The following is a 25,550-nucleotide window of genomic DNA, read 5'->3' as shown; positions in this document are numbered from 1 at the left end:
TCGCCCAATAAAAAAGGCGCCCACAAGGAGCGCCTTCTTGTTAAGAGCATGTCGTCTTATTCGACGCTATTTAATTGCGGCAAATAGCTCGAAATCGCCTCTAACAACACATCTTCTTGGAACGGCTTACCGAAATACGCATTGACGCCTAATTCCTGTGCGTAGTTACGGTGTTTATCCGCGGTTCGCGAAGTGATCATGATGATCGGTACATCTTTTAACCGTTCGTCATTACGCACGTTACGAGTCAAATCGAAACCATCCATGCGCGGCATTTCAATATCAACCAGCATCACGTCTGGTTTTACCGCTTGCAACTGCTGCAAGGCGTCAACACCGTCTTTGGCCAAAATCACTTGGTAACCTTCGCGCACTAACAAACGTTGTGACACTTTACGCACCGTCAACGAATCGTCCACCACCATCACAATGTGGTGGCGACGCAAACCTTGCACAGGTTGTTGCGTTGTCGGAGCATTTTCCGCCACGGCGCCCAAGGCCTCGTCGGCCGCGGTGACTTGCGGAGTTTCGCTATTCTCTTGCAACAGGCGCGGCGCACGTAACATGTCGTGCTCCATCTTTTGCGCCAATGGCAATGGGTTCAGGATCAAGACGATGTCGCCCGAACCCAGCACGGTCGCGCCAGAAATACCAACCATACGCGCCAATTGCGGTCCGATGTTTTTAACAACCACCTCGCGGTTACCGATAACTTGATCAACGTGCAGAGCAACGCGGTCGTTACCGCTGCGCATAACGATAATCGGCGTGTATTGCTGTGCATCCGGCAGCGCGGTGTAATCACCCAGCACGGTCGATAAATAGTGCATCGCCACGCGCTGACCTTGCCACATAATCGCGCCGTCGTTGTAGGCTGCCGCGAGCATTTGCGCCTTCAACTGTTGAACTTGTTCCACTAAAACGGAAGGCACAGCGAAGATTTTTCCACCGCTGCGTACCAATACAACCTGCGTTACCGCCAAAGTTAATGGCAAGTGAATCGTGAATTTAGAACCAACATTAGGCGTGCTATCGACTGATACACGGCCACCCAACGCGGTCGCTTCTGAGCGCACGACGTCCATACCGACGCCGCGACCCGCTAATTCGGTCACTTCGCTGGCAGTCGAGAAACCTGATTCAAAAATCAAATTCACCGCTTCGGAATCAGTCACTTCATCGCCAATCGCTAACAAGCCGGAATCGCGCGCTTTCTCGCGGATACGATTCAAATCTAAGCCGCGACCATCGTCATTAAAGTTAATCACGACTTCGTTACCTTCTTGGCGGATCTGCACCAAGATTTCACCGATTTCGTTTTTACCTAATTCTTGGCGCTGCTGACGTGATTCGATTCCATGCACAATCGCATTACGCAATAAATGTTCAAACGGACCGGCCATGCGCTCCAGAACGCTACGGTCAATTTCCACCGAAGTACCGCGTATATCCAAGTTGACGCGCTTATCCAATTCTTTGGATGCCTGGCGGGTAATGCGATACAGACGCTCGGAAATACTAGCAAACGGCACCATACGAACGCGCATCAAATCTTGTTGCAATTCACGCGTTAAGCGCGCTTGCGAGACCAAATCATTGGTTGCGCCTTCGACGGTTTTGCTGATGTTGGTTTGAACGGTTGAAACGTCGTTGACGCTCTCGGCCATCATCCGCGTTAATTCTTGCAAACGTGTAAATCGGTCGAATTCGAGCGGATCAAATTCACGTTCACCGGACAACGCCATACGTGAAGAAATTTGCGTTTCTGCTTGAATTTCCACTTCACGTAACTGGTCGCGCAAACGACCCACGTTTTCGGTCAACTCTTGCAACGACGAACGCAAGGTGGTGACTTCGTTCTCTAAACGTGAACGCGAGATCGATACCTCACCGGCCTGATTGACTAAGCGATCTAAAATATCGGCTCGCACCCGCACCAACGCTTGATTGGTCAGTGCATTGGCTAGTGGAGCGGCTGCCTTATTGGCAGGTAGATTTGCCGATGCCGCGCCGGTCGATGGGGCATTTAACGGCACTAACTGCGCCAATTCAACCAAGCCTGTTCGAGCTGGGCTATCGGAAGTCGATGGCAGTAATTCGTCATTGAGCGCAGCGGCGTCATCGGCTTGAACGGCAGGGGCAACCACCGCTTGCGGGTTACGCAATTGTTCAAACATGGTTGACGCGACGTCATGATGCGCCAACAAATGATCTAACGCGGCCGCCGATGGAGCACCGGCATGCATCAAGTGCTCGATCTGGCTTTCCATATCATGGGTGTGCTGACCAAGCGCCATCGCACCAGCCATACGCGCACTACCTTTAACAGTGTGCAGCAAGCGCAGCAAAGCTTGCACATGTTCTTGATCGTTTGGAGCGTCTTGCCATGCGCGCAAAGTTTGGCCGATCTGCGGGAACAAATCGCTACCTTCTTCCAAGAATACCGGCAATAAATCGGCATCCAAATCATCTTTAGGTAACGCGGCAACGTCGGTTAAACGAGTTTCATCCAGACTTAAAATTGGTGCAACTTCAACCGATGGAGCTGCGGCCTGCACCACGATTTCTGGTTCGATTACTGCAGGCTCAACTATCAGCGGTTCAGCGATCACCGGCTCGGCTGCAATGATTTCAGGCGCAGCGACGAGCGGTTCTTCAATAACTGGCAATGCGCTAGCAAGCACCAATTGGTCTTCTTCGGTTTCATTGAACAGACCGTTAAACTCGTCTTTGGCTTTATCCAAAGCGGCGGCATCAATTTCTGGCGGTTGAGCGCGATCGGTCAACATTCCCAATAACTGTTCAAGCACCAAAATTTGTTCTGGCTTGTGCGGTGGCATTTCAGCCAAAGCAAAGCGGTGCAGCATTTCTTTTACACAGCCAACGCAATTATCAAGCGTATCGAATTCGCCCGGCAGCAGTGTCACGGGGTAGCGTTCCACGCGCTGCAATACCATTTCCAAGGCATGCGCCACTTCTTGCAACGCGGTAAATCCGACGGTAGCTGAACTGCCCGCTAAGGAATGCGCCGCGTGCACCGAATGAGTGGTCACTGGGCGATGCGCTTCATGACGCCATTCGGAAAAATCTTGCGACAAAAAGCGCACGATTTCATCGGTTTCTGCCAGGTAGATATTGTATAAAGGCACGCCAATTTCGATGTTGCCGATTTTCTTGACGTTGTCTTCGTAGGTCGTAAAACTCGATGGGAACTCAATAATTTGCGCTTCTTGCACTGGCGCAGCTGGAGCGGACGGTGCATCCTCAATCGCTTCGGCCTGTACCGCAGTCGCCTCTTCTTCCACAACTTCGGTTGGCTCGATTTCTAATTCTGTGAGTTCGATAACATCCTGTTCAGCTGTAGGTGCAACCGCAATCTCATCGGACTCAATGTGAACTAATTCCGGAATCAACGCAGGCGCCGGTTCAACTGCCTCGATAGCTTCAGCGGGACTGCCGAAGTCAATATCTGGCAACAACGATTCTGTCACTTCATTAGCTAACTCTTCAGCCGATTCGACCACCGCATGCGATTCAGGGAAATGAAGCACATTGCTTGACTCGGTCAACTCTTGGGCAAAATTGATTTCGGGAGCATGCAAATCGAGCTCCGCCGCAGCGCCATGGTCAGCACTGGCGGCAGGTGTACTTGGAACAACAACATCGACCGCCGCATAAGCCGCCAACACGTCTTCGGCTGTCGCGGCATGATCAGCGGCAGTTGGCGTCGATTCCGTTTCAGCTTGTGGCGGCGTTGCTGGAAGTTCTGCTGGCGTTGCTGCTAATGTTTCTGCATGGGCTTCCACTGACGCTGAATCCACCGCCACACTCGACTCAGCATGAGTTGGCTCATTCGCGGCTGGCGTCTCGATAGCGACTTCTGCAATCGCTTGGGTTGGCGCGCTATGCACTGGCGTCGGTGGATGTTCGAGTTGCGCATCGTAGGAATACGCGCCGCCGTTTTTGAGGCGATCTGCCGCATCGATCAATGCTTTACCGGTAATATCGGAGGTGCCCATTGCGTTGAAATCAGCCACCCAAGCGGCCAATACTTCGGACGCTTTTTCTAACAGCGCGTACAAATCGTCGGTGCCGTGCCGCGCATCGGACAACCAACCGTTCATGACTTGCTCTACGCTCCAGGCCGCATTACCGAACGCGCCCAAACCCACCATACGGCTACTGCCTTTGAGGGTATGGAACGAGCGGCGCAACGTGATCAAATGATCTTGATTGCTTGGATCGGCCTTGGACAGCGGGATGGTCTCATTAACACTAGCGAGTACCTCCTCGGCTTCCATCAAGAAGACTTCTAACAATTCGGCGTCAATCGCGTCGTCGCCCACTGGCATCGGCGCATGAGTTGGCAACGCTGGGGGCGCTACTGCCGCCTGTTCAGCCACCACCGCGCTAATGATGTTATTCATTTGCGGCTCGGCGACTTTGAAATCGGTTTGCGTTAACGCTTCAATGGCTTGCGAGGCGCGCTCACTGGCGTTTGGATCGTCTAACAAGCGCGCTACCGAACGCTCTTGCTCTAAACTGGCCAACAACTGCGCTTGAATCGCCGCGTTGTGCGGCTGTTCAACTAGGGATGATGCCAAGTTAGCCGACTGTTTTTGCTGATCCGCTAATTCTTGTTCGGTCGAAACTGGTTTGATCTCAGCCGCTGGTGAGTGACTTTGCAACTCATCCGCTGGCGCTGCTTCTGGTGCTGCTGGCTTATCCAAGAAATGGGATTTGAAAATACCGGTTTCTTTGTCAAAGCTGAATTTATTTTTTGCTGTTTCTGGTTGAGTTTGCAGCGCTTCAATCAAGAAACTTAATGCGCCAATATTTTGCGCAACTTTGGCGTGGATCGCGGGGTCAGTCGGTTGCTCGCTGCCAGCCATTTCACGGATTAACTCTTGCGTATGGGACAGCGCAAGGTTGGCCTCATCCTGATCCAAAATCGCTAACGCACCAGCGATCTGATGCATAATTGGGTCGATTTGGACTAAGTCATTGACTTCGGTTGGCGATCTAAAATATTCGTCCAAGGTTTTTTCAACGATACGCAAACTCGATTGCATCTCGCCTACCAGAGCAGCCATTGTTTGACGTTGCTGTGCTTGGCGCGACATATCGTCCAACCAAGGTGCAGATTGGTCGGGCGATTCGCCGCTGACCAACGACAATAAACGTGCCGCCAAAATATCAGCGCGCTCAGCAAAATCGGACGGCAAATGCGTGATTTGATCTAAAGCGCTCTCGATGAAGAGCAAGCTAGTCGCCATTTCCAGCGCAAAGGCGTCACTCGGTTTGCCTTGCAAAACATGGCGAGTTAAGCCTGTTAATTCGCGCAACAACTTCGATAGTGGAGGCGAGCGGAGCTTGAGACCGACCTCAGCCAAGTCTTTCATTTTTTGTTCAAATTTCTCGAACAAACCATGTTCGCCATTGGCGATTTTGCTCCACAGATTCTTGATCTGGGTCAGGCGTTCTTTGCTAATCGACAAAGCGCCCGGTTCAATCGAACCAAAACTTTGCGTTTCAAAATTGCTCGGAACTTGGCCATCCAACTCATACGCCCGACGCACATTGTCGGCGTTGGGCGGCAAATTTCGGCCACGCGCGATAAAGAACAATGCATCGCGCAATAAACTTTCAGGAATACTTAACGCGCCTTCGTGCAAGCGACGAATTTGTAAATTAATGCGACCAAATAACTGCTTTACGTTTTGTTCATGGAACACTTGATGTTCTGCGACCAACTCAGCAAAACCGTGCATGACCGCCCAAAACGAACGCGCTTGTGAATTAGTTTGCGCATGCCAGACTTCGGCAATCAAGCCCTGCATTTGCTTGGCGCTCGTGCTGAGCAATTGCGGATCGGATTGCTTTAAGAAGGGCAACAAGGCTTTTTCAAACCGTTGGCGAATATTGGCGTAACTGGCTTTTTTAGGCTTTTGATCTACCGCCGCACCCGAACTGGACAGCAACGTTAAGGTTGTATTGGCCGACAAATTAGGAAAAAACAAATCGGTCGGACTAACTCGGTCTATGCCTTTGATGGCCAACAGATTACGGTAGCACGGGTAGAGGCGGACTGGCTGTTGAACGCCATTGACTAACAACTCATCGAGGTATTCTTGAATCGCATCGAGCGCTTGCTCAATTGCGCCGCTAGTCACTGGTGTAATCGCCAGCTCGCCATCGGCCATTCTGTCCAACAAAATTTCGATGTTCTCTGACAATAACGCAACGCCATCGACATCCACCATTTGCAGGGCGCCATGCGCTTGGTGCAAATATATTTTGGCGTGTTTTAATAAAGTCGATTGCGATTCGGCGCTTTGCTCTACTGCATCACGTAAAGCGCGTTTGGCATTCATTAATGCTTCGCGCGTTTCAGCCATCACCCACGACAACGGGCCGGTATCAAATTTAGTTTGCATGTTTTGCGTTGCACCAGAAGAGATCATGAAAACCTATTAAATAAGGCGCTCATTTAAAAAAGACGATATTCCGCGTGTGCAGTTTATCGTCCATTTCCGCTATCTTAGCGAGCTTAATTTACGCTAACACGGAACCGCGACACGGAGTTTTTCAACTCTTGCGCTAACGCGGACAAGTCACGAATCGACTGCGCCGTTTGCTGCGTACCGCTTTGCGTTTGCTCGGTAATTTCCAAAATGTGTTGAATGTTTTGTGCCACGCCGTTAGCCGATGTTGCTTGCTGTTCGGTGGAGTGCGAAATACCTTGAATCAGGTCCGCTAACTGGTTCGAAATCCGGCGAATCTCGGCCAACGCTGTACCCGCCGCATCAGATAGTTTTGCTCCCTCAACCACACCCTGCGTGGATTTTTCCATCGCGGATACCGCATCGTGAGTATCGGTTTGAATCGTTTTAACCAAGGCACCAATCTGCTTGGTCGCTTCGGCTGAACGTTCCGCCAATCGCTGAACCTCTTCCGCAACCACCGAGAAGCCTCGACCCGCTTCACCGGCAGACGCCGCCTGAATCGCCGCGTTCAACGCCAACACGTTGGTCTGTTCAGTAATGTCTGAAATCAGTTCGGTAATTTCACCAATCTCTTGGGACGATTCACCGAGTCGTTTAATACGTTTGGATGTTTCTTGAATTTGCTCGCGAATTTCATCCATACCTTTAATCGCATTTTGTACCGCCTGCGCGCCCTGCTCCGCCGCAGCAACCGAGTTACGCGCAACGTCAGCCGATTCATTCGCCGATTTAGAAACTTCGGTAATATCGTTGGCCATGGTCAACATCGCTTCACCGGCGTCTTTAATCTCACGCGATTGTTGTTGAGATGCGTTCAACAAAGCAACGGACACGCCTTCCGCTTGGTTAGACGCTGAGGTAACTTGTTCTGCCGTGGTCGTAACCCGGCCAACCAGTCCGCGCAACTCTTCCACCGTGTAGTTAACCGAGTCGGCAATCGCACCAGTAATATCTTCCGAAACCGTTGCTTGCACGGTCAAATCTCCATCCGCCACTTCTTGCAATTCATTCATTAATCGCAAAATCGCTGCTTGGTTTTGATCGTTAGCTAATTTCGCTTCGTTTTCTTGTTTGATCGCTTGCATCATCTGAATATCGGCGTCAACACGGCGCGCATTCGCTTCTTTGGCGCGGTTACGACTGTCTTGCAACAGAACCGCTGCAACACCGGCGGCTGCCAACAACGCAATCGCAAACGACACGAACATCATGTAAAAACTAAAACCGTTTGAATCCAAATGATCGCGGTAGGTTTTTTGTACGTCGATGAGACGCAAACGCAAGTCTTCGTTATCCGTAAACACTAATTGTTCAGCTTGTTTCGCTGCAATAAAGTTTTGCAGATTACCCAAAATGTTCGAAACAGATTGTTGGTAGTCGCCGAACGTCTTTTTCAATTCGGTCAATTTTTCGCGTGTGTCAGCATCTTTAGTTGGTGTTAATTTCAATACGTCGCTACCGTTTAAAAAACCATCGACCAAATCACGGAAGGTATTGGTATCTTTACCCAACAGGAAAGCCGTTTCAGGATTAACACCCTCTGCGGTCAAGAATTCACTCGCGCTGCGGCCCAAACGTTGGGTCAACATGACTAACTGACCGGACGCAGAAACTTCCCGCGCTGAGCCACCGCCCTGCACTTTTTGTGCGGAAATTTGCTCGGTCAATTCCAACAATACTGGAGAAATTTCATTGAGCTTTTCTAAGGTTTGACCAAAACCGGTCAATTCTTTTTTCAATTTCAAAATCGTTTCAGCGGCTTTATCAGTATTAGCCCAGATTTTTTGGCTCTCAGCTAAAACGGCTAAATCGCCTGATTTGGCAGCGCTAATGTTTGCACCTTTGTAGCTACCACCTTTGGTCAGAATCGTTAAGTCGTTGTTCAACTCAGCGCGACTTTCTTCCAACTGTTTAAACGCTGCTGGCGTACCTTGAATCGCATTCGGTGCCGCTTTACCAATCCGCTGCGAGTGCATCAGCGCGTCACCCGCGATCTGAGCTTGGTTAGATGCGAGCGTTTTTTGGCTGGAATTAATAAAAACGAAAATAGCACCAAAAATCAACGCAATCGCCATCCCTGCAAACAGGAAACGCACCTGACGTTGCAGCGATAAATGACCGATCAACGGTAACTTAATGTCGCGGCCTTTTTCTAACACGTCACCGATAAAGGTCAGATTCGCGTCGTGATCGTCTTTTTTATTCGCGTTTTTGAGCGAATTAGGTGAAGGCATAAATCCGGTCTGGGTCGCATCGATATCGACCAAGGTAACGGGATTGACGTCTTGAGATAATTTTTCCCCTTCAAACTCTGGGGTTGTCTCTACTTCGGAAGGCAACGGTGAATTTAATGCCATTACAAAATCTCCTAATTCCAATTGAATACTAATCGGTAAATCTGTTTTAAGCCGCTGCGCGGCGAGCTATGTTTAATTGCTTTAACTATTTATTCTTGTAAACCAGTTAGTGATGCCACATCAGATCAGTAAGTGATTCTATAAACCTATGTGCAAAAAACTACCGTCTTGAATTAAGTTCGACAGATTTAATTCAAACCAAGTTTGTGCATTACCATCGACATAACTTTGTTGCATCCAGCCATTTTCGTCAGTGCCAATTTGCTGTGCCGTCATTTCGGCGACGTTACGCAAACCCAGCACTTTAGTGACTAATAAACCTGCGTTAAAGGCCAAACCGGTCGAAAACGCAATCACGCGACAATCGGAATTGATTTCAACGAGTGGGTGCCCCTGAAATCGTTGAATATCAATCACGCCAATCAAATTACCGCGAATATTGAGTAAGCCCAAGTACCAGTCGCGCGTCAGCGGAACCGGCGTGATATGACCAACCGAGACAATCTCACCGGCTTCACGCAGATTTAATAAATAGCGCGTCTGACCAATCATCACACCTAATTGATTAGCGCTGGCAGCCTCACTAGAGCGCGCCGCCTGCATCCGTTCCAACAATTGCGATTGAAACTCGCGCAAACGCTCACGTCGATCTCCGCGCTTTTCCTCGCTGGATTTATCTAGTTTTGCGGTAGTGACTTGATTCATGTCGGTTCCGTTAATGGTAGCCATAGCTCAAAAATGGGCTTCGTTTGAATCAACTTAAGCTGGCGATTTTTGCTAATAGCTCTTGCGGATCAATTGGTTTAACCAAGTAATCACGCGCACCTTGGCGCAATCCCCAAATACGATCGGTTTCTTGATTTTTGCTGGTGCAAATAATGACTGGTACGTCTTGCGTCTCCGCATCACGCGCAATGGCGCGGGTAATTTGGAATCCGTTTTGACCCGGCATGACCACGTCCATCAAGATCAAATGCGGTTTGTCAGCCTTAATCTTTAATAATGCTTCTTCGCCATTTTCTGCGGTAGAAACGGAGAAGCCATTTTTAGCCAAAATATCGGTGAGAAAATAACGCTCGGTAGGAGAATCATCAACCACCAGAATTTTTTGAATTGCCATGTTTCTTCCTTTGATTATCCTAAATTACAGTTAGCCGCTAATTACTAACTAGCGGCTACGGAACTTTTGCACCTTCAACTCTGCGGATTGCTGCCTCATTAAGCCGCTAATCCGTGTAGTTGCGCACTGTTTTTAATAAGCTATCTTTAGTAAATGGTTTGGTCAGATACTCATTCGAGCCCACAATGGAACCTCGCGCACGATCAAACAAACCATCTTTCGATGACAACATGATGACCGGCGTATCGCGAAACTTGGCGCTCTTCTTAATTAGCGCGCACGTTTGATATCCGTCCAAGCGCGGCATCAAAATGTCGCAAAAGATCAAATCTGGATGGTAATCATTAATTTTCGCCAAGGCATCAAATCCATCCTCAGCCAATATGACCTGATATCCAACTTGCCCTAAGAAAATTTCGGCAGAGCGACGAATAGTGCTGCTATCGTCGATCACCATAATTTTCAAATTCTGTTTTTCTGACACTATAGTCATGACTCATCTCGAATTAACAGTTGCGACATCATAATGTTGCCTTATTTCAATATTACAGGCATCTCCGCTAAATTACCTCAAGATTACTAAAAAATTCAAATAAATCTGAGGTATTTGAAGAATACCTCAAGGAAATGTTTCATTTATTTAACATTATTTCACTTGATGCTAATAAATTAACTTAATTCTAGACCGCAATCATTTCGAAATCTTCTTTGCGCGCGCCGCATTCTGGGCAAGTCCAATTCATTGGAACGTCTTTCCAACGAGTGCCTGGCGCAATGCCTTCATCGGGTAATCCAGCCGCTTCATCGTACATCCAGCCACAGATTAAACACATCCATGTCTTAAATTCATCATTTTGAGCCGAATTTCCAGAATTTTCGTTTCCATTAGTATTACTCACGGTTTTCATCCTTCTATCTAGTAAAATACAAAGTCTCACATCTTAATCTACCCGACGTGCAAAACCAAATTTCTCCTCTCGTTTTAAGCTTCGGTAGCTCCGATCCGCTCGGCGCTATCGGCATTCAGGCTGACCTAGGTAGTTTTGCTGCCATGGGTTGTCACGGTTTAACGGTAATAACGGCAATTTTGGTCGGCGATACAACCCAAATCACCGATATTGAACCAATAGACGCAGAAATCTTAGTCGAACAAGCGCGCACGATTTTAGAAGATGTGCCGGTCGCCGCCTTTAAATTAGGCACTATCGGCAGCATCGAAAACGTCAGCGCCATTGCCGAAATCGTGTCCGACTATCCTGAAGTGCCTTTAATTTTCGATCCGTTTGCAACACTCATTCCCGATCAAGGGCAAGACAGCGAAGATATTTTCGTCGCCGCGAGTGAATTGCTGATTCCTCAAACCACCGTGCTGATCGCCTCGGCCGTTGAAATCTCCCGCTTGGCGGAAACGTGGCGCGAACCGTCGACTGAGGATAATTTGGCCCAAGACGTGCAACGACTGATCGAATCGGGCTGCGAATATGTGTTCGTTACCGGCACAACCATTACCAATACCGAAATCGCCAACTGCCTATTTGATCAATCCGGCATTATTCGCCACGACAGTTGGCCGCGTCTGAGTGGCTCGTTCCTGGGAGCTGGGTCGACGCTGTCAGCGGCGATTGCTGGCTTGGTTGCCAATGGCATTGATATTCCCGAAGCGGTCTTGGAAGCCCAAGAATTTACCAACGCAGCCTTGGCTCATGCACAACGCTTTGGCATGGGTAAATTAGTTCCCGACCGTTATTTCTGGGCGCGCGAACCGGCTGAAATGCAGGATTTAGATCAGCAGTAATTAATCAGCAGCGCCATTGATCGACAACTCTTTCTTACTTACTTTTAAAAACCAATAACTATGCGTAATACCGAACTCTTTGAACGTGCACAAATTACTACGCCAGGCGGCGTCAATTCACCCGTGCGAGCATTTCGCTCGGTCGGCGGCACTCCACGTTTTATAACCCGTGCTGAAGGTCCTTATTTTTGGGACGCAGAACAAAAGCGCTACATCGATTACATCGGCTCATGGGGCCCAGCCATTGTTGGACATGCCCATCCCGACGTCGTTAAAGCGGTGCAAGCAGCGGCTGCATTAGGTTTGAGTTTTGGTGCGCCGACTGAAGGCGAAATCTTAATGGCAGAAGAAATCTGCAAACTCGTCCCATCAATCGAACAAGTTCGCTTGGTGTCATCTGGCACAGAAGCCACCATGAGCGCCTTACGTTTGGCACGGGGCGCGACCGGACGCGACAAAATTATCAAGTTTGAAGGGTGTTATCACGGTCATGCCGACGCATTGTTAGTCAAAGCTGGGTCCGGTTTGCTAACACTAGGCAACCCAAGCTCGTCAGGAGTTCCGGCTGACTTTACCAAACACACTTTGGTATTGGATTACAACAATACCCAGCAGTTGGAAGACACCTTCAAAGCCATGGGCGATCAAATCGCTTGCGTCATTGTGGAACCAGTGGCTGGCAACATGAACTTGATAAAAGCTACGCCCGAGTTTTTGCAAACGATGCGTCGCCTTTGCACTGAACACGGCGCTGTGTTGATTTTTGACGAAGTGATGTGCGGCTTCCGGGTTGCGCTTGGCGGCGCGCAATCGCTCTACAACATCAAACCAGATTTGACTGCTTTGGGCAAAGTGATCGGCGGCGGATTACCAGTCGCCGCATTTGGTGGACGAGCAGATCTAATGGCGCACATGGCTCCGTTAGGCGGCGTGTATCAAGCAGGAACTCTGTCGGGCAACCCGGTTGCTGTTGCGGCGGGATTAACGACGCTAAAGCTGATTCAATCGGCGGGCTTCTATGACAATCTGACTGCACAAACAGCGAAATTAGCGCAAGGCTTAACGGCAATCGCACAGCAAGCCAATATGGATTTCTGCGCAGATTCCATAGGCGGCATGTTCGGTTTGTATTTCTCAAAAGAAGTGCCAACCAGCTACACCGCCGTTATGCAATCGAATAAAGAGCAATTTAATCGGCTGTTCCATTTGATGTTGGACGGTGGCGTGTATTTAGCTCCTTCGGCATTTGAGGCGGGCTTTGTTTCGGCACAGCACGATGACGCGATTATTAACGCAACGTTGGAAGTTGCTCGCCACGCTTTCGCGCAGCTCAACTAAGTCTAAGCGCACTGTGCGCTGCCACCTTCTGCCGGCTTATTGGTCCTCAATTTCGTACCTAGTTACATCAATGAAATTGAGCATAGCAAGTCGGCAGATTTAGTTCCTCCTTAAATTCTTCGATTCCTAATTGACAATGCTGCAGCGCGTCATTACAATCGCGCTATTACAAACAAAAAGGGCGCTCTGTGAGTACTTGTTCTGGTGATAGTTGTCGATTACTGTTAAACACCACCGCATAATTCGGGCCCTGCAATTCTTCCTTTTGCTGTGCCTAACTTGGCGCGGCGTCTCGGTCAAATCTCTGACCAACACTAATTCAAAACTATTTTTTCAATTCGCAATATGCATTCTAGCTCTCTAGATTTGGCATGAATTTGTCGACGACATTTTCACGCTGATCTGGTCTGACGCATTTACGCGAACGCAGCAAAACGAGGCACTCCCATTGCGCCTGATCACAGGGAGTTATCATGATCTGGTATGAATTCACTCTGCGCGTTTTACTCGCGCTATTTTTAGGTTCCATCATCGGAACCGAACGCCAATTGCGCCAACGTATGGCCGGATTACGCACCAACGCTTTGGTCGCCGCTGGCTCGGCCTTGTTCGTCTCAACCGCTTCGCTGTCTGCTTTTCCGATTGAAGGGATGCGAATTTCTGCGCAGGTCGTTTCAGGGATAGGCTTTTTGGGCGCAGGCGTCATCATGCGCGAAGGTTTAAACGTGCGTGGCTTGAATACCGCAGCCACGCTGTGGTGCTCGGCTGCGGTCGGCATCCTGTCTGGCTTGGGTCATTCAGCAGAAGCTGCTATTGGCACTTTTTTTATTCTTGGCGCTAACTTTGTTTTGCGTGATGTTGCACAACGCATGAACCGTCAAAGTGTCGCGGCCGGCATTGAAATCGAACAGGTGTATCGCATCAATGTGGTGTGCTGTTCGACTGAAGAAGTCCATGTTCGCACCTTGTTGTTGCACACTATTCAAGGCATGGCACCGCTAGTACTGCAATCGCTGCACAGCGAAGATGTGCCACAAGGCGGCAAAATTGAAGTCCGTGCTGATGTGCTAGCTGTGCCCGGCCACCACAATTTATTGGAACAAATAGTCAGCCGAGTCAGCATGGAAAAAAGTGTCTCATTAGTCCGATGGGCCAACTTAAACAGCACGCTAGACTAACTCATCGCCACCTCACATTAGGAGAAGCAAATGGAACCAGACCCCGAATCTACGATGCGCCAAAGTAATGGCGGATTTTGGATAAGCAGATCATTGACGACTGGCAGGCCCCCGCTCCCAAAGCGAATCAACACTTAGCAAGACCATGTCAGTTTAATTAAGACCGCAACACCACATCCCCTTCCTACTTTGGCGCAATGTTACGCGCTCCAATCGATCGACCTCTGTTAGCACCGCACCGCGTTTCACTCCGACTTTTCGTTGAGTGGGTTTAGGCTCGTCGCGCACAAGTCAATTGGGAGCAATACCCACTTTGCACGGGCTTACAAACAGCTCAAGTATTGCTAAAAAAAGGAAAACAGATGAATTTCTTCACCACACGCTTCGCGCGCTTTCTGAAAAGTCGGCGGTCCCAACATTACTTTCAACGTTCCAAAATAATCGGTTCTGGCGCGCCAACCACGCAATCGCCCGCCGCTCCAGAGCATCTAACGCGTCAGCTCATTGATGCGTCGCATATGCCACAGAATGCGTTAATCCAGCGCCTGCATTCACGCCTCGACAGGCTCAACGACGAGGAAGCCGCAATCATCCGCGAAACAGTCGGCCCGAACGAAGTCGAACACGAAAAGCCACTGCCCGCTTGGCAGCACCTATGGCTGTGCTACAAAAATCCGTTCAATTTATTGTTGACGGTATTAGCGATCATTTCGTACTGCACCGATGATCTCAAAGCGACCATCGTCATTGGCACAATGGTCGGCTTATCGACCCTGATTCGATTCATTCAAGAAGGAAAATCGAATCGCGCAGCGGAACAGCTAATCGCGTTAGTCACCAATACCGCGACTGTGCTTCGGCGCGGTGCAATTTCGGCCCACTCTTTTACCGACAATTCAGCCGCAGATCAAACTTTGCGTCCCTCGAATCAGCGTGAACTACCAATTCGACAATTGGTCCCCGGCGACATCATCATGCTGTCTGCCGGCGACATGATTCCGGCTGATTGCCGCATTCTGTCAACCAAAGATTTATTCGTCAGCCAAGCGGCGATGACGGGCGAATCGCTTCCGGTAGAAAAATTTGCTGACGCTTCCAAAACCGACGGCAACACAATTTTGGAACTGGATACTATTTTATTTATGGGTACCAACGTAGTATCGGGATCGGCGCTTGCGATCGTGCTCAATACCGGTAATCAAACTTATTTTGGAACGATTGCTACGCGCGTGACTTCCGCTGATCGCGCGCCGACATCGTTTCAAATCGGCGTCAATAAAGTGAGCTGGCTGCTGATTCGTTTTGCTTTAATCATGGTGCCAATTGTGTTGTTAATCAACGGCTTTACTAAAGGCGATTGGATGGAAGCGTTTTTGTTTGCCTTGTCCGTCGCCGTCGGTTTAACGCCTGAAATGTTGCCGATGATTGTCACCTCGACCTTGGCAAAAGGTGCGGTAATTTTGTCCCGCAAAAAGGTCATCGTTAAGCGCTTGGATGCGATTCAAAACTTTGGCGCAATGGATGTGCTGTGTACCGATAAAACCGGCACGCTCACGCAAGATAAAATTTTCCTAGCGCGTCACATCGATGTGCTGGGAAATGAATCTTCTGACGTCCTCAAGTTTGCTTACCTCAACAGCTATTACCAAACCGGACTCAAGAATCTGCTCGACCGCGCGGTGCTAGATCACGTGGAATTGCAGACCGAATTAAAGCTGGCGCAGGATTACCAAAAGATCGATGAAATCCCATTCGACTTTGGACGGCGTCGTATGTCGGTCGTGGTATCAGAACGCCAAGATCATCACGAATTAATTTGCAAAGGCGCGGTGGAAGAAATCTTAGCGGTCTGCACCCACGTCAGAGAAGGTGAAAACACCGTCGCCTTGGACAGCACCATTCTTGAGCGCCTACTGCTCGTGACTCAAAGCCTGAATCAAGAAGGATTACGCGTGGTTGCCGTGGCTGTGAAAGAGGTTCCACCTAATAAACAGGCGTATTGCACTGACGATGAAGCCGAACTCACATTAATCGGCTATATCGCGTTTTTAGATCCGCCCAAAGAATCGACCGCGCCCGCGCTAAAAGCGCTCGCTGAACATGGCGTCGCCGTCAAAGTCCTAACTGGTGATAATGAACTGGTCACTAGCAAAATTTGCCATGAAGTGGGCTTAGCAATAAATGGCGTGATTCTCGGGTCACAGATTGATGGGCTGAGCGACGATGAATTGGGCCGCCTAGTCGAAGCAAATAACGTGTTTGCCAAACTAAACCCGTTACACAAAGAAAGTCTGGTCAACGCCCTGCGCGGCAACGGTCACATCGTCGGCTTTATGGGCGATGGAATTAACGACGCGCCAGCCCTGCGCGCTGCTGACATTGGCATTTCGGTTGATAGCGCGGTGGATATCGCCAAAGAAGCGGCCGATATTATTTTGCTCGAAAAAAGTTTGATGGTGCTCGAAGAAGGTGTCTTGGAAGGCCGCAAAACTTTTTGCAACATGCTCAAATACATTCGCATGACGGCTAGCTCAAATTTTGGCAATGTATTTTCCGTCTTAGTAGCTAGCGCGTTCCTGCCGTTCTTGCCGATGCTGCCACTGCAATTGCTAGTCCAAAATTTGCTCTACGATATTTCCCAAATTGCGATCTCGTTTGACAACGTGGATGAAGAATCAATTAAAAAGCCACTCAATTGGAATCCCTCCGACATCGGTCGCTTTATGTTGTTTTTTGGGCCGCTCAGCTCGATCTTTGATATTTGCACTTTCGCGTTAATGTGGAATGTATTTCATGCCAACACGGCAGCTAGTCAAACCTTGTTTCAATCGGGCTGGTTTGTGGTGGGCTTGCTCACGCAAACGCTAATCGTGCATATGATTCGCACACCAAAAGTACCCTTCTTCCAAAGTCGCGCTGCCTGGCCTTTGTTGCTAATGACGCTGTGCATCATGATTATCGGTATTTCCTTACCGATGAGCCCGTTGGCAAGTTATTTCAAATTGGAAGCGCTACCGATGACCTACTTCCCTTGGTTAGCCGCTATTTTGTTGGGCTACGCCGGTTTGGTGCAATGGATGAAAGGAATCTACGTGCGTCATTACGGTTGGCAATAAGCTGCCAGCACGGGCTTGAATCACCGAATCGGCTCGCAATGCTGTCGATGAAAACTTGCAGCATTCAGAGTCCCAAAGCACCCATGTACTTTTAGCATTGGTGGATCGTTGATTTAAGCCCTTGTTTGGCAAAGGCTGCGAAGAAATGACGCCGAACTGGGCCAATTTTTAGCTGGGGAAACCCAATTGCGCGCTTTTGCCGTTTTTATGTAATTTCTCCTATGAAGGCATTATATAAAACTACAATTTTCGTATTGACTTTACCTAATTTTCCGCCAGATAATGCCTGTCCTATTCCTGAAAAGAAATTATTATGTCTGCAATAAAAGTTAACCGTGTTTTGTTGGCCGCTGCAATAGCGGGTTTTTTACTGGTCGGATGCAAGGGCAAGAGCTCATCGGGTACATCAATTCCTGCATCGCTGACCAACTGGACATGGGAAGCTGGTACCAACGTCGCTGGCAGCGCCGGTAACTTCGGCACGATCGGGGTCGCCGCCACAACCAATCAACCAAGCGGTCGCAGTGGCGCAATGAGCTGGAAAGACAGCCAAGGACAATTCTGGGTATTCAGCGGCGCGGGTGGATTTAGCGACATGTGGGTTTTTAACACAACTAATCTAGGCTGGATTTGGAAAGCGGGTGCAAACGTTAATACCTCTGCGCCGGGAATTTACGGCACTCAAGGCACGGCAGCCGCCACAAACATGCCAGGCGCACGCACCAACGGCGCAGCTTGGTCAGATACCGCAGGCAATTTCTGGCTATTGGGCGGTTACGGTACAGATTCAAGCGGCTTAATCGGATACCTGAATGATTTATGGTCATACAGCCCCGCCACTAATCAATGGACTTGGGTTGGCGGCTCGAAAAACGGCGGCTCAGGTGCTGCAGTGGCCGGTTTCCCAAATCCACGTAACTCGGCTGCCACATGGAAAGATGCCTCAGGCAACTTTTATCTGTTCGGCGGTCAAGTGTATTTAGGTGGCACAGTCGGCGTCCAAAACGACTTATGGCAATACTCACCAACGACAAACCAATGGACCATGATCGGTGGCTCCACCGCACTCAACGCCCAAGGAACTTACGGCACAGCCGGAACCACAGCGGCTAGCAACCAACCTGGCGCGCGTCAACAACCTGTAACTTGGACAGACTCAACCGGCACTTTTTGGATGTTAGGTGGAACTGGGCTTGATAGCGCTGGCGCAAACGGACAGCTCAACGATTTATGGAAATTTAACCCAACAACCAAACAATGGACTTGGGTAACGGGTTCCAACACGATTAATGCGCTCGGCAATTACGGCACCAACAACGTAGCCGCATCAACCAATCAACCCGGCGCTCGCTCAGGCGGAATCGGCTGGACTGATTCTTTGGGCAATTTGTGGTTATTCGGCGGCACTGGAATCAACGCATCGGGTACATTAACCTATCTCAATGATTTATGGAAATTCCAAGTAAGCTCGGGCCAATGGGTCTGGATCAACGGATCGTATAACGGCAACGTAGGCGGCTACTATGGCACGATCAGCGTTCTCTCGTCTTCGAATATGCCAGGCAGTCGTTTAGGTGCTAACGGCTGGAATGACGGATCGGGTAACTTCTGGTTGTTTGGCGGAGCTGGGTACGATGCGGCCGGCTCTAACGGCAGACTCTCGGATATGTGGAAATTCTTACCGTAATTGACTCCGCTACATATTGGTAGTTTAGTTGACTTAAATTACCGTCTGAAAAACGACTCGATCCTTAAAAAATCGAGTCGTTTTTTTATGCCTTCGTTTAATGTGAAATAATCGATGTTTAATTTTTGTATGATTTTACTAGCGAGAATTTGATCGATAATTTATGGACTTTGACCCACTCACTCTCAACCCTCAGCTTTGCTATCAATTAATGGCAAACAGCGTAACTCCACGACCTATTGCGTGGATAAGTAGCCTATCGGAAACAGGAACTTTGAATCTAGCGCCCTATTCATTCTTCACCGTTGCCAGCTGCAATCCGCCAGTTTTGCTGGTCACTCAAGTCAATCCGCGTAATCGGCGCAACAAAGATACGCTCACCAATTTACAGGCAACCAAAGAATGCGTGATTAACATCGTCAGCACCAACTGTTTAGAAATAATGAACGCTAGTTGCGCCGACTATCCTCCAGACGTGAGCGAATTTGAAGCAGTGGGCATCGAGCGCATCGAGAGTTTAAAAGTCAAACCCGCTGGAGTAAAAGCATCTTTGGTTAGATTTGAATGCCAGTTAAGGGAAATCATTCCAATTTCAGAGTTACCAACTGGAGGAACGATGATGCTATTGAATGTCGTTAATATTTTCGTGAGCGATGAACTTAACGGCGAGCAACTAATTGCACCCGAATTATTGGATACTTTGGGTAAGCTCGGCGGCGATAACTATGCAACGACGCGAGATAGACTGAAATTGTCACGCCCTGTTCTATAAACCACTCAGGGCAACATCCCCCCCAAAAAAATAGCGCTGTTAGCCTGAAGCCAACTCCATATAAACTCGAGTTTAAGTTCTAACCTTGGTTCCAATGCCCCATACGAAAAAAGCAGCCTAAGCTGCTTTTTCTATTATTTAATTTACTCAGGCTAGACGCTCGTCAGAAGGCGTGGCGAATACCCAGTTGAACACTCTTGTAGGATTTACCGTAGACATCAACATTAATTTTTGCCTTAGGATCGTTAGTCGTGTAGGCCAAAATTGTGTATAAATTGGTGCGCTTAGATAGGTTGTGATTGTAGCCAATCGCGAATTGATCACTGTTGGAATCGTCGTTCATTTTGTCGTTGCGGTAGGTGTAGTCGGCAAATAAGGAATGCTGACCAACTGGAACTGTAGCACCTAACAAATAGCTTTCTGTTTTATGGTTGTCGCCATGTTTAACTTGTTCAGCCGCGACGTGAAGTTTCACAACCTTAAAATCATAGGTTCCGCCGACTAAATGCGCTTGGTAAGTCTCGGTACTTGCTGGTGGTTTCGCTAGGGCATTATTTGCTTTGTGGTAGGCATACACCACGCTAAGCGGTCCATTGTTATATCCCAAGGACAGACCCGCTTGCGCTTGTTTCTTCTCGTCGCCAGCGACCTCACCGAAACTGTACGCAACCGCCGCGTTAAATCCACCTAAGCTTGAAGGGGTTGTATACACCACGGAGTTATCCATCCGTTTATATTCCGAGAGAAAATCTGAAGCTCTTCCAAACAATGTATAGATATCACCCGAGGTCCCTTTTCCGAAAGGATCAACGACACCATAGGCATTGAAAATTGGTGTGTATTGGCGACCAGCGCTAACCTGCCCGTATTCGCTATTCAAACCAACCCACGCTTGACGTCCAAATAAGCGCCCGCCTTGTCCAGATTTACCGGTATCAATATCAAAGCCCTGCTCCAAAACAAACAGTGCTTTCAACCCGCTGCCCAAGTCTTCCGTACCTCTAAAACCAAGGCGCGATCCAGATTCAATTCCACTTTCTAATTTGGTCACGGTACCAGCCGAAGAACCATTATCGTAGGTGATACCGGCATCCACTATCCCATACATCGTCACACTGGATTGAGCTGATGCAATACCAAACGCACTTAGTAAGCTCAAGGCCAATAATGATTTTTTCATATTTAAACTCCAATTTAATTTCAATTCAAACAACCTAAAATTTGCTAACAATGGATTTCTTCATTAGCGCTCATCGAAGACAGACACTATTTTATTTATTTAACTAGAAAAATAAACAAGATCTGAAAATGATCTTACTATGAGCATCTTGGTTATTCAAAATGCAATTTAGTGAAATTTAATCAATATTTAAATAATGTGCTTTATTTACAACTAAAGGTTAATTTTTTCTGATTGAAAATAAAGTTGATGTAACAACCACCATAAATTGACAGGCAATAAAAAAGGCAGCCTAAGCTGCCTTTTTTTATCTTAGTTAAATGCGATTAACGCATCCGTTAAGACCGGACCATTAGAACGAGTGACGAACACCAACTTGGAATGTGCTTACGCTCTTACCGTCAACACCAACCAGGGTTGATGGCAAGCTTGCAGTAGTCATTGCAGAGTTGTCATCATTTTTCACATAAGTGTATGCTGTGTACAAGTTTGTGCGCTTAGACAAGCTGTATGTGTAACCAACTGCGAACTGATCAGAATCAGCGTTGTTATTCACTTTGTCTTTCTTGTGTGTGTAATCAGCGAAGACAGCGTGCGCGCCGAATGGAACAGTTACACCAACCAAGTAGTCTTGAGTTTTGAACGAGTTGTTGTTCAATTCGTTTTGATCAAACGCTACGTGTGCTTTCGCTACGCCGAAGTCATAAGTAGCACCCAAGAAATTGCTTTTTGCTGTGTACTCCGGTGTTGTTGGAGTAGCTACATCGCTCTTCATTTGATGGTAAGCGTAGGTTACTAACAACGGGCCGTTAGCGTAAGCTAAAGAAGCACCAGCTTGGCTCAATGCCGAAGTGTTACCCGCAACTTCACCAAAACCGTAGGCAACCGAAGCTTTAAAACCATTCAGGTTGTCTGCTGTGGTGTAAGTTACCGCATTGCTCATACGCTCTGCTTGACCTTCACCGAAGAAGTTGTTGATGTTTGCAGCGAAACCGACTTTAAATGGATCGATTTGCTCATGAGCTTCGTACATTGGAGTAAATTGGCGACCCAATTTCAATGTACCGAGGTTGTTGCTCGACAAACCAACGTAAGCTTGGCTACTGAACAAACCTTTACCGTTAGTTGAGCCAGGAGCAGATACATCCGTTGTGTTACCAGTGTCGATCGAAACTGCTTGTTCTAATACGAACAATGCTTTCAAACCGTCGCCCAGATCTTCAGTACCTTTGAAGCCTAAACGTGAGTACGATTGTTGGCCGCTTTCCAATGCTGTTACGGAGTTACCGGACTCAACTTTTGAATAGTTCAAACCTGCATCCAATGTACCGTACACGGTTACTGATGATTGCGCTGAAGCAACACCAAATGCACCCAATAATGCAACTGCTAATAATGATTTTTTCATAATTGTATTTCCCCAATAAAAAGTAATGAGACTTCCGACTAGCTGTAACTAAAACTGTGAAGTTCACCTTGTGCAGCTACTTTGCTTTGTTGCTGCAACGCACACCTTTAGGCTGAGCGAACTTTATCTTTAGCTACTTGATGCCTCAATTAGTGAAAATACTTAGTGTTGGACGATAACAAATGGGATGAAAAAATTAATTGACTTTCAGGTCAGATACTGCTGTGGGCTTTTTTTGACAAGTGCCAACACGTCATCGCACAAAGGGCGAAGCCTAATTGACCTAGGGCTAACCAGATTGGGGAGTCCTCTAATAAGGGCGCGATTACTCCGGCAACGATCGCACCTAAAAAGGTAACGGCGCAGGATTGGCATGAAGCGACAATGCCGCGTGTACTGGGGAAAAGGTCCAGTGTCATAAGCGTGACGCCGGGTGCAACCAGGGACATGCCGATGGCGTAAAAGAATAATGGAGCCACCGACCAAGGAATTGCCGGTGCAAAAATAGCATGAAAAATGACGTTGCAAACCGCCGCGCCGGTCAAGAAAAAGTAGCCAATGCGAACCTGTTTGAATAACGAAATTCGGCCGGCCAAGCGGTTAGCACCCAAAGCGCCAAGAAAAATTCCACCCACCATCGGCACGAATTGCCACCCAAATTGATGCGCGGAGAGGCCTAAATGTTGCGTCAAAAAGACAGGTGCGGATGCTACGTAGAGGAACAATCCGGCGAAGTTAAATGCAACAGTTCCTGATTGGAGATGAAATGATGGGCATATAAATATAGCTTTATAGCTTTCCACTAAGACAGGAAAGCTAAATGGCTGACGTTGTTTCGCAGGCAAAGATTCGGGTAAATAGTAATAACAAGCCAACACCAGCAAAATTGTGTAGCCGAATAGAAAGAAGAATATCGCTCGCCAATCCAAGATCGTCACAACCCAGCCACCCAAGATCGGGGCAATCGCTGGCGCTATCGAAAAAATCATGGTGACTAAGGACAATAAACGTTGTGCGGCGGGCCCCGAATACAAATCACGAATAATGGCGCGCCCTACAACCATGCCTGCGCCGGCGGAAAATCCTTGCAGAATGCGGCAAAGCCACAACGCGTGGATGCTCGTTGCCATCGCGCAGCCCAATGAGGCAAAGGTAAAAACAACCAATGACACAAGAATGATGTTTCTTCGGCCCAAAGCATCCGAGATCGCGCCGTGCCACAGCATCATGAAAGAAAAAGACAACATATATGCTGTCAATGTCTGCTGCACTTCGATTGGACTGACGCGCAGAGAAGATTGAATCGCTGGGAAAGCGGGTAAATAGGTATCGACCGAAAAAGGGCCCAACATCGCGAGCGCGGCCAGCAATAAGGCTAAGCCGGTACTTTTTCGACGGGCAATACTTGAAAACATAACAAATTACTCATTCACAAAAAATGGACTTAAAGCAGCTCACTGAGCCGCTTCTCGTCCATGGAACAACAATAAATTAATTACCTAGCGGTTTGGAATTAAATACCGCCCATGCACAGGTACTTCATTTCTAAATATTCATCCATGCCAAAACGTGAACCTTCACGCCCTAGACCGGATTGCTTCACGCCGCCAAATGGAGCAACTTCATTCGAAATTAGGCCGGTATTAATTCCCACCATGCCGTAATCCAGTTTTTCGGCGACGCGCCAGATTCGACCAATGTCGCGCGAATAGAAATAAGAGGCCAATCCAAAATCGGTGTCGTTAGCGGCTTTGATGACTTCGGCTTCGGTTTCAAACTTCATCACGGCGGCAACTGGGCCAAAAGTTTCTTCCGACATAATTTGCATATCGTTGCTGACGTTTGCCAGTAATGTTGGTTCGTAGAAATATCCGCCTAATGCATGGGCTTTACCGCCCGCGACTAACGTTGCGCCTTTGCTGACCGCGTCTTGCACATGTTGACTGACTTTTTCTACTGCCTGACCATCAATCAATGGGCCTTGTAAAACGCCCTCGGTCATACCGTTACCGACTTGAATGGTTTTCACTTTGTCCGCCAACTTACTGACAAACGCATCGTACAAAGAACTGTGCACATAAAAGCGGTTGGTGCAAACGCAGGTTTGACCCGCGTTGCGGTATTTGGAGGCCACCGCTCCTTCGACCGCCGCATCCAAATCCGCATCGCCAAAAACGATAAACGGAGCGTGACCGCCTAATTCCAACGCCAATTTTTTAACGGTTGGTGCGGATTGCTGCATCAAGATGCGGCCCACTGGGGTTGAACCAGTAAATGAAATGTGACGCACTGTTTTGCTTGCACACAGCAATTTACCTATTTCAATGGAATTGTGGCTATCAGCGGTGATAACACTGAGCACGCCAGCGGGTAAGCCCGCGCGTTTGGCTAATTCGACCAAGGCTAAGGCAGACAGCGGTGTTTGTTCGGCGGGTTTAATCACGATGCTGCAACCAGCGGCGATAGCTGGGGCGACTTTACGGGTAATCATTCCGAGCGGGAAATTCCACGGAGTGATCGCCGCGCACACGCCAATCGGCTGCTTGATGACCACCATGCGTTTGTCGGTCCAGGTCGATGACATCACTTCACCAGAAACACGCTTGGCTTCCTCGGCAAACCATTCAACAAAACTAGCGGCATAAACCACTTCACCGCGCGCTTCAGTAATTGGTTTGCCTTGTTCGGCGGTGAGAATGTGGGCCAAGTCTTCGGTGTGCTGCAAAATCAAATCAAACCATTTACGCAATACTTCGGCGCGTTGTTTGCCAGTTTTGGCCGCCCATTCGGGAAAAGCTGCTTGCGCTACATCGATGGCGGTTTGGGCTTGTTCAACCGTTGCGTTGGCGACTTGGGCTAATAAATTACCGTTAGCTGGGTTGCGTACTTCAAATTGTTGCGCGGCGTTGTGCCAATCATCGTTGATGAAAATTTGATTTTTAAACAGCGTCGGATCGTTAAGAGTAAGTCCAGTAGCAGTCGACATATGAAAAGCTCCAACAATTTAAGAAACCGCAAAGAATACCCGAATCAGGTGTTTTTCGCAGAATAACGAGGGAATTTGGCGTTGGTGGAAGCCATCAATGACGAACT

General features: G+C 48.4%; 16 protein-coding genes. 6 read left to right on the top strand and 10 right to left on the bottom strand.

Annotated features, from left to right (window positions below; genetic code table 11):
* Positions 1 to 56: 56 nt before the first annotated feature.
* The 6 genes from E2I14_RS19595 to E2I14_RS05310 all read right to left on the bottom strand — a co-directional run bounded on the left by E2I14_RS19595 (position 57) and on the right by E2I14_RS05310 (position 10,816).
* Positions 57 to 6,437 carry an Hpt domain-containing protein gene (locus tag E2I14_RS19595; protein ID WP_227544603.1) on the bottom strand — a complete coding sequence of 2,127 codons (6,381 nt, stop codon included), beginning with the start codon at positions 6,435 to 6,437 and terminating at the stop codon, positions 57 to 59.
* Between the two features lie 113 nt (positions 6,438 to 6,550).
* A complete protein-coding gene (locus E2I14_RS05330) occupies positions 6,551 to 8,863 on the bottom strand; it encodes a methyl-accepting chemotaxis protein (RefSeq protein WP_133326179.1) in 2,313 nt (770 codons plus the stop codon).
* 138 nt (positions 8,864 to 9,001) lie between these two features.
* Positions 9,002 to 9,568 (bottom strand): chemotaxis protein CheW, encoded by a 567-nt coding sequence (locus E2I14_RS05325; protein WP_227544602.1) that lies wholly within the window; start codon positions 9,566 to 9,568, stop codon positions 9,002 to 9,004.
* Positions 9,569 to 9,617: 49 nt separating this feature from the next.
* The gene (locus E2I14_RS05320; RefSeq protein ID WP_105529971.1) at positions 9,618 to 9,983 is read right to left on the bottom strand and encodes a response regulator transcription factor; all 366 of its coding nucleotides are present in this window, start codon (positions 9,981 to 9,983) and stop codon (positions 9,618 to 9,620) included.
* A 106-nt stretch (positions 9,984 to 10,089) separates the two neighbouring features.
* On the bottom strand, positions 10,090 to 10,476 hold the full coding sequence (locus E2I14_RS05315) for a response regulator (RefSeq protein ID WP_133326177.1): 387 nt from the start codon (positions 10,474 to 10,476) through the stop codon (positions 10,090 to 10,092).
* A gap of 187 nt (positions 10,477 to 10,663) precedes the next feature.
* The gene (locus E2I14_RS05310; RefSeq protein ID WP_227544644.1) at positions 10,664 to 10,816 is read right to left on the bottom strand and encodes a rubredoxin; all 153 of its coding nucleotides are present in this window, start codon (positions 10,814 to 10,816) and stop codon (positions 10,664 to 10,666) included.
* Positions 10,817 to 10,938: 122 nt separating this feature from the next.
* Here E2I14_RS05310 and thiD point away from each other — a divergent pair, with 122 nt between their 5' ends.
* The 6 genes from thiD to E2I14_RS05280 all read left to right on the top strand — a co-directional run bounded on the left by thiD (position 10,939) and on the right by E2I14_RS05280 (position 19,869).
* The gene (gene thiD, locus E2I14_RS05305; RefSeq protein ID WP_133326173.1) at positions 10,939 to 11,778 is read left to right on the top strand and encodes a bifunctional hydroxymethylpyrimidine kinase/phosphomethylpyrimidine kinase; all 840 of its coding nucleotides are present in this window, start codon (positions 10,939 to 10,941) and stop codon (positions 11,776 to 11,778) included.
* A gap of 60 nt (positions 11,779 to 11,838) precedes the next feature.
* On the top strand, positions 11,839 to 13,116 hold the full coding sequence (hemL, locus tag E2I14_RS05300) for a glutamate-1-semialdehyde 2,1-aminomutase (protein WP_133326171.1): 1,278 nt from the start codon (positions 11,839 to 11,841) through the stop codon (positions 13,114 to 13,116).
* A 476-nt stretch (positions 13,117 to 13,592) separates the two neighbouring features.
* A complete protein-coding gene (locus tag E2I14_RS05295; protein ID WP_206105597.1) occupies positions 13,593 to 14,294 on the top strand; it encodes an MgtC/SapB family protein in 702 nt (233 codons plus the stop codon).
* 362 nt (positions 14,295 to 14,656) lie between these two features.
* A complete protein-coding gene (gene mgtA / locus E2I14_RS05290) occupies positions 14,657 to 17,410 on the top strand; it encodes a magnesium-translocating P-type ATPase (RefSeq protein WP_133326167.1) in 2,754 nt (917 codons plus the stop codon).
* Positions 17,411 to 17,723: 313 nt separating this feature from the next.
* On the top strand, positions 17,724 to 19,097 hold the full coding sequence (locus E2I14_RS05285; RefSeq protein WP_133326165.1) for a kelch repeat-containing protein: 1,374 nt from the start codon (positions 17,724 to 17,726) through the stop codon (positions 19,095 to 19,097).
* Positions 19,098 to 19,260: 163 nt separating this feature from the next.
* The gene (locus E2I14_RS05280) at positions 19,261 to 19,869 is read left to right on the top strand and encodes a flavin reductase family protein (RefSeq protein ID WP_133326163.1); all 609 of its coding nucleotides are present in this window, start codon (positions 19,261 to 19,263) and stop codon (positions 19,867 to 19,869) included.
* A 163-nt stretch (positions 19,870 to 20,032) separates the two neighbouring features.
* On the opposite strand, the gene E2I14_RS05275 is transcribed toward E2I14_RS05280, so the two are convergent.
* From E2I14_RS05275 to E2I14_RS05260, 4 genes are all read right to left on the bottom strand, one after another.
* Positions 20,033 to 21,049 (bottom strand): porin, encoded by a 1,017-nt coding sequence (locus E2I14_RS05275; protein WP_133326161.1) that lies wholly within the window; start codon positions 21,047 to 21,049, stop codon positions 20,033 to 20,035.
* A 352-nt stretch (positions 21,050 to 21,401) separates the two neighbouring features.
* Positions 21,402 to 22,457: a porin gene (locus E2I14_RS05270; protein WP_133326159.1), complete on the bottom strand. Its 1,056-nt coding sequence runs from the start codon at positions 22,455 to 22,457 to the stop codon at positions 21,402 to 21,404.
* A gap of 212 nt (positions 22,458 to 22,669) precedes the next feature.
* Positions 22,670 to 23,872, bottom strand: a complete 1,203-nt coding sequence (locus tag E2I14_RS05265) for a multidrug effflux MFS transporter (protein WP_133326157.1) — start codon at positions 23,870 to 23,872, stop codon at positions 22,670 to 22,672.
* Between the two features lie 98 nt (positions 23,873 to 23,970).
* Positions 23,971 to 25,443 carry an NAD-dependent succinate-semialdehyde dehydrogenase gene (locus E2I14_RS05260; protein WP_133326155.1) on the bottom strand — a complete coding sequence of 491 codons (1,473 nt, stop codon included), beginning with the start codon at positions 25,441 to 25,443 and terminating at the stop codon, positions 23,971 to 23,973.
* Positions 25,444 to 25,550 lie beyond the last annotated feature (107 nt).

Origin of the sequence: Sapientia aquatica (genome assembly GCF_004358105.1) — a bacterium.
Taxonomy (GTDB): domain Bacteria; phylum Pseudomonadota; class Gammaproteobacteria; order Burkholderiales; family Burkholderiaceae_D; genus Solimicrobium; species Solimicrobium aquaticum.
This window is presented reverse-complemented; position numbering and strand designations above follow the sequence as displayed.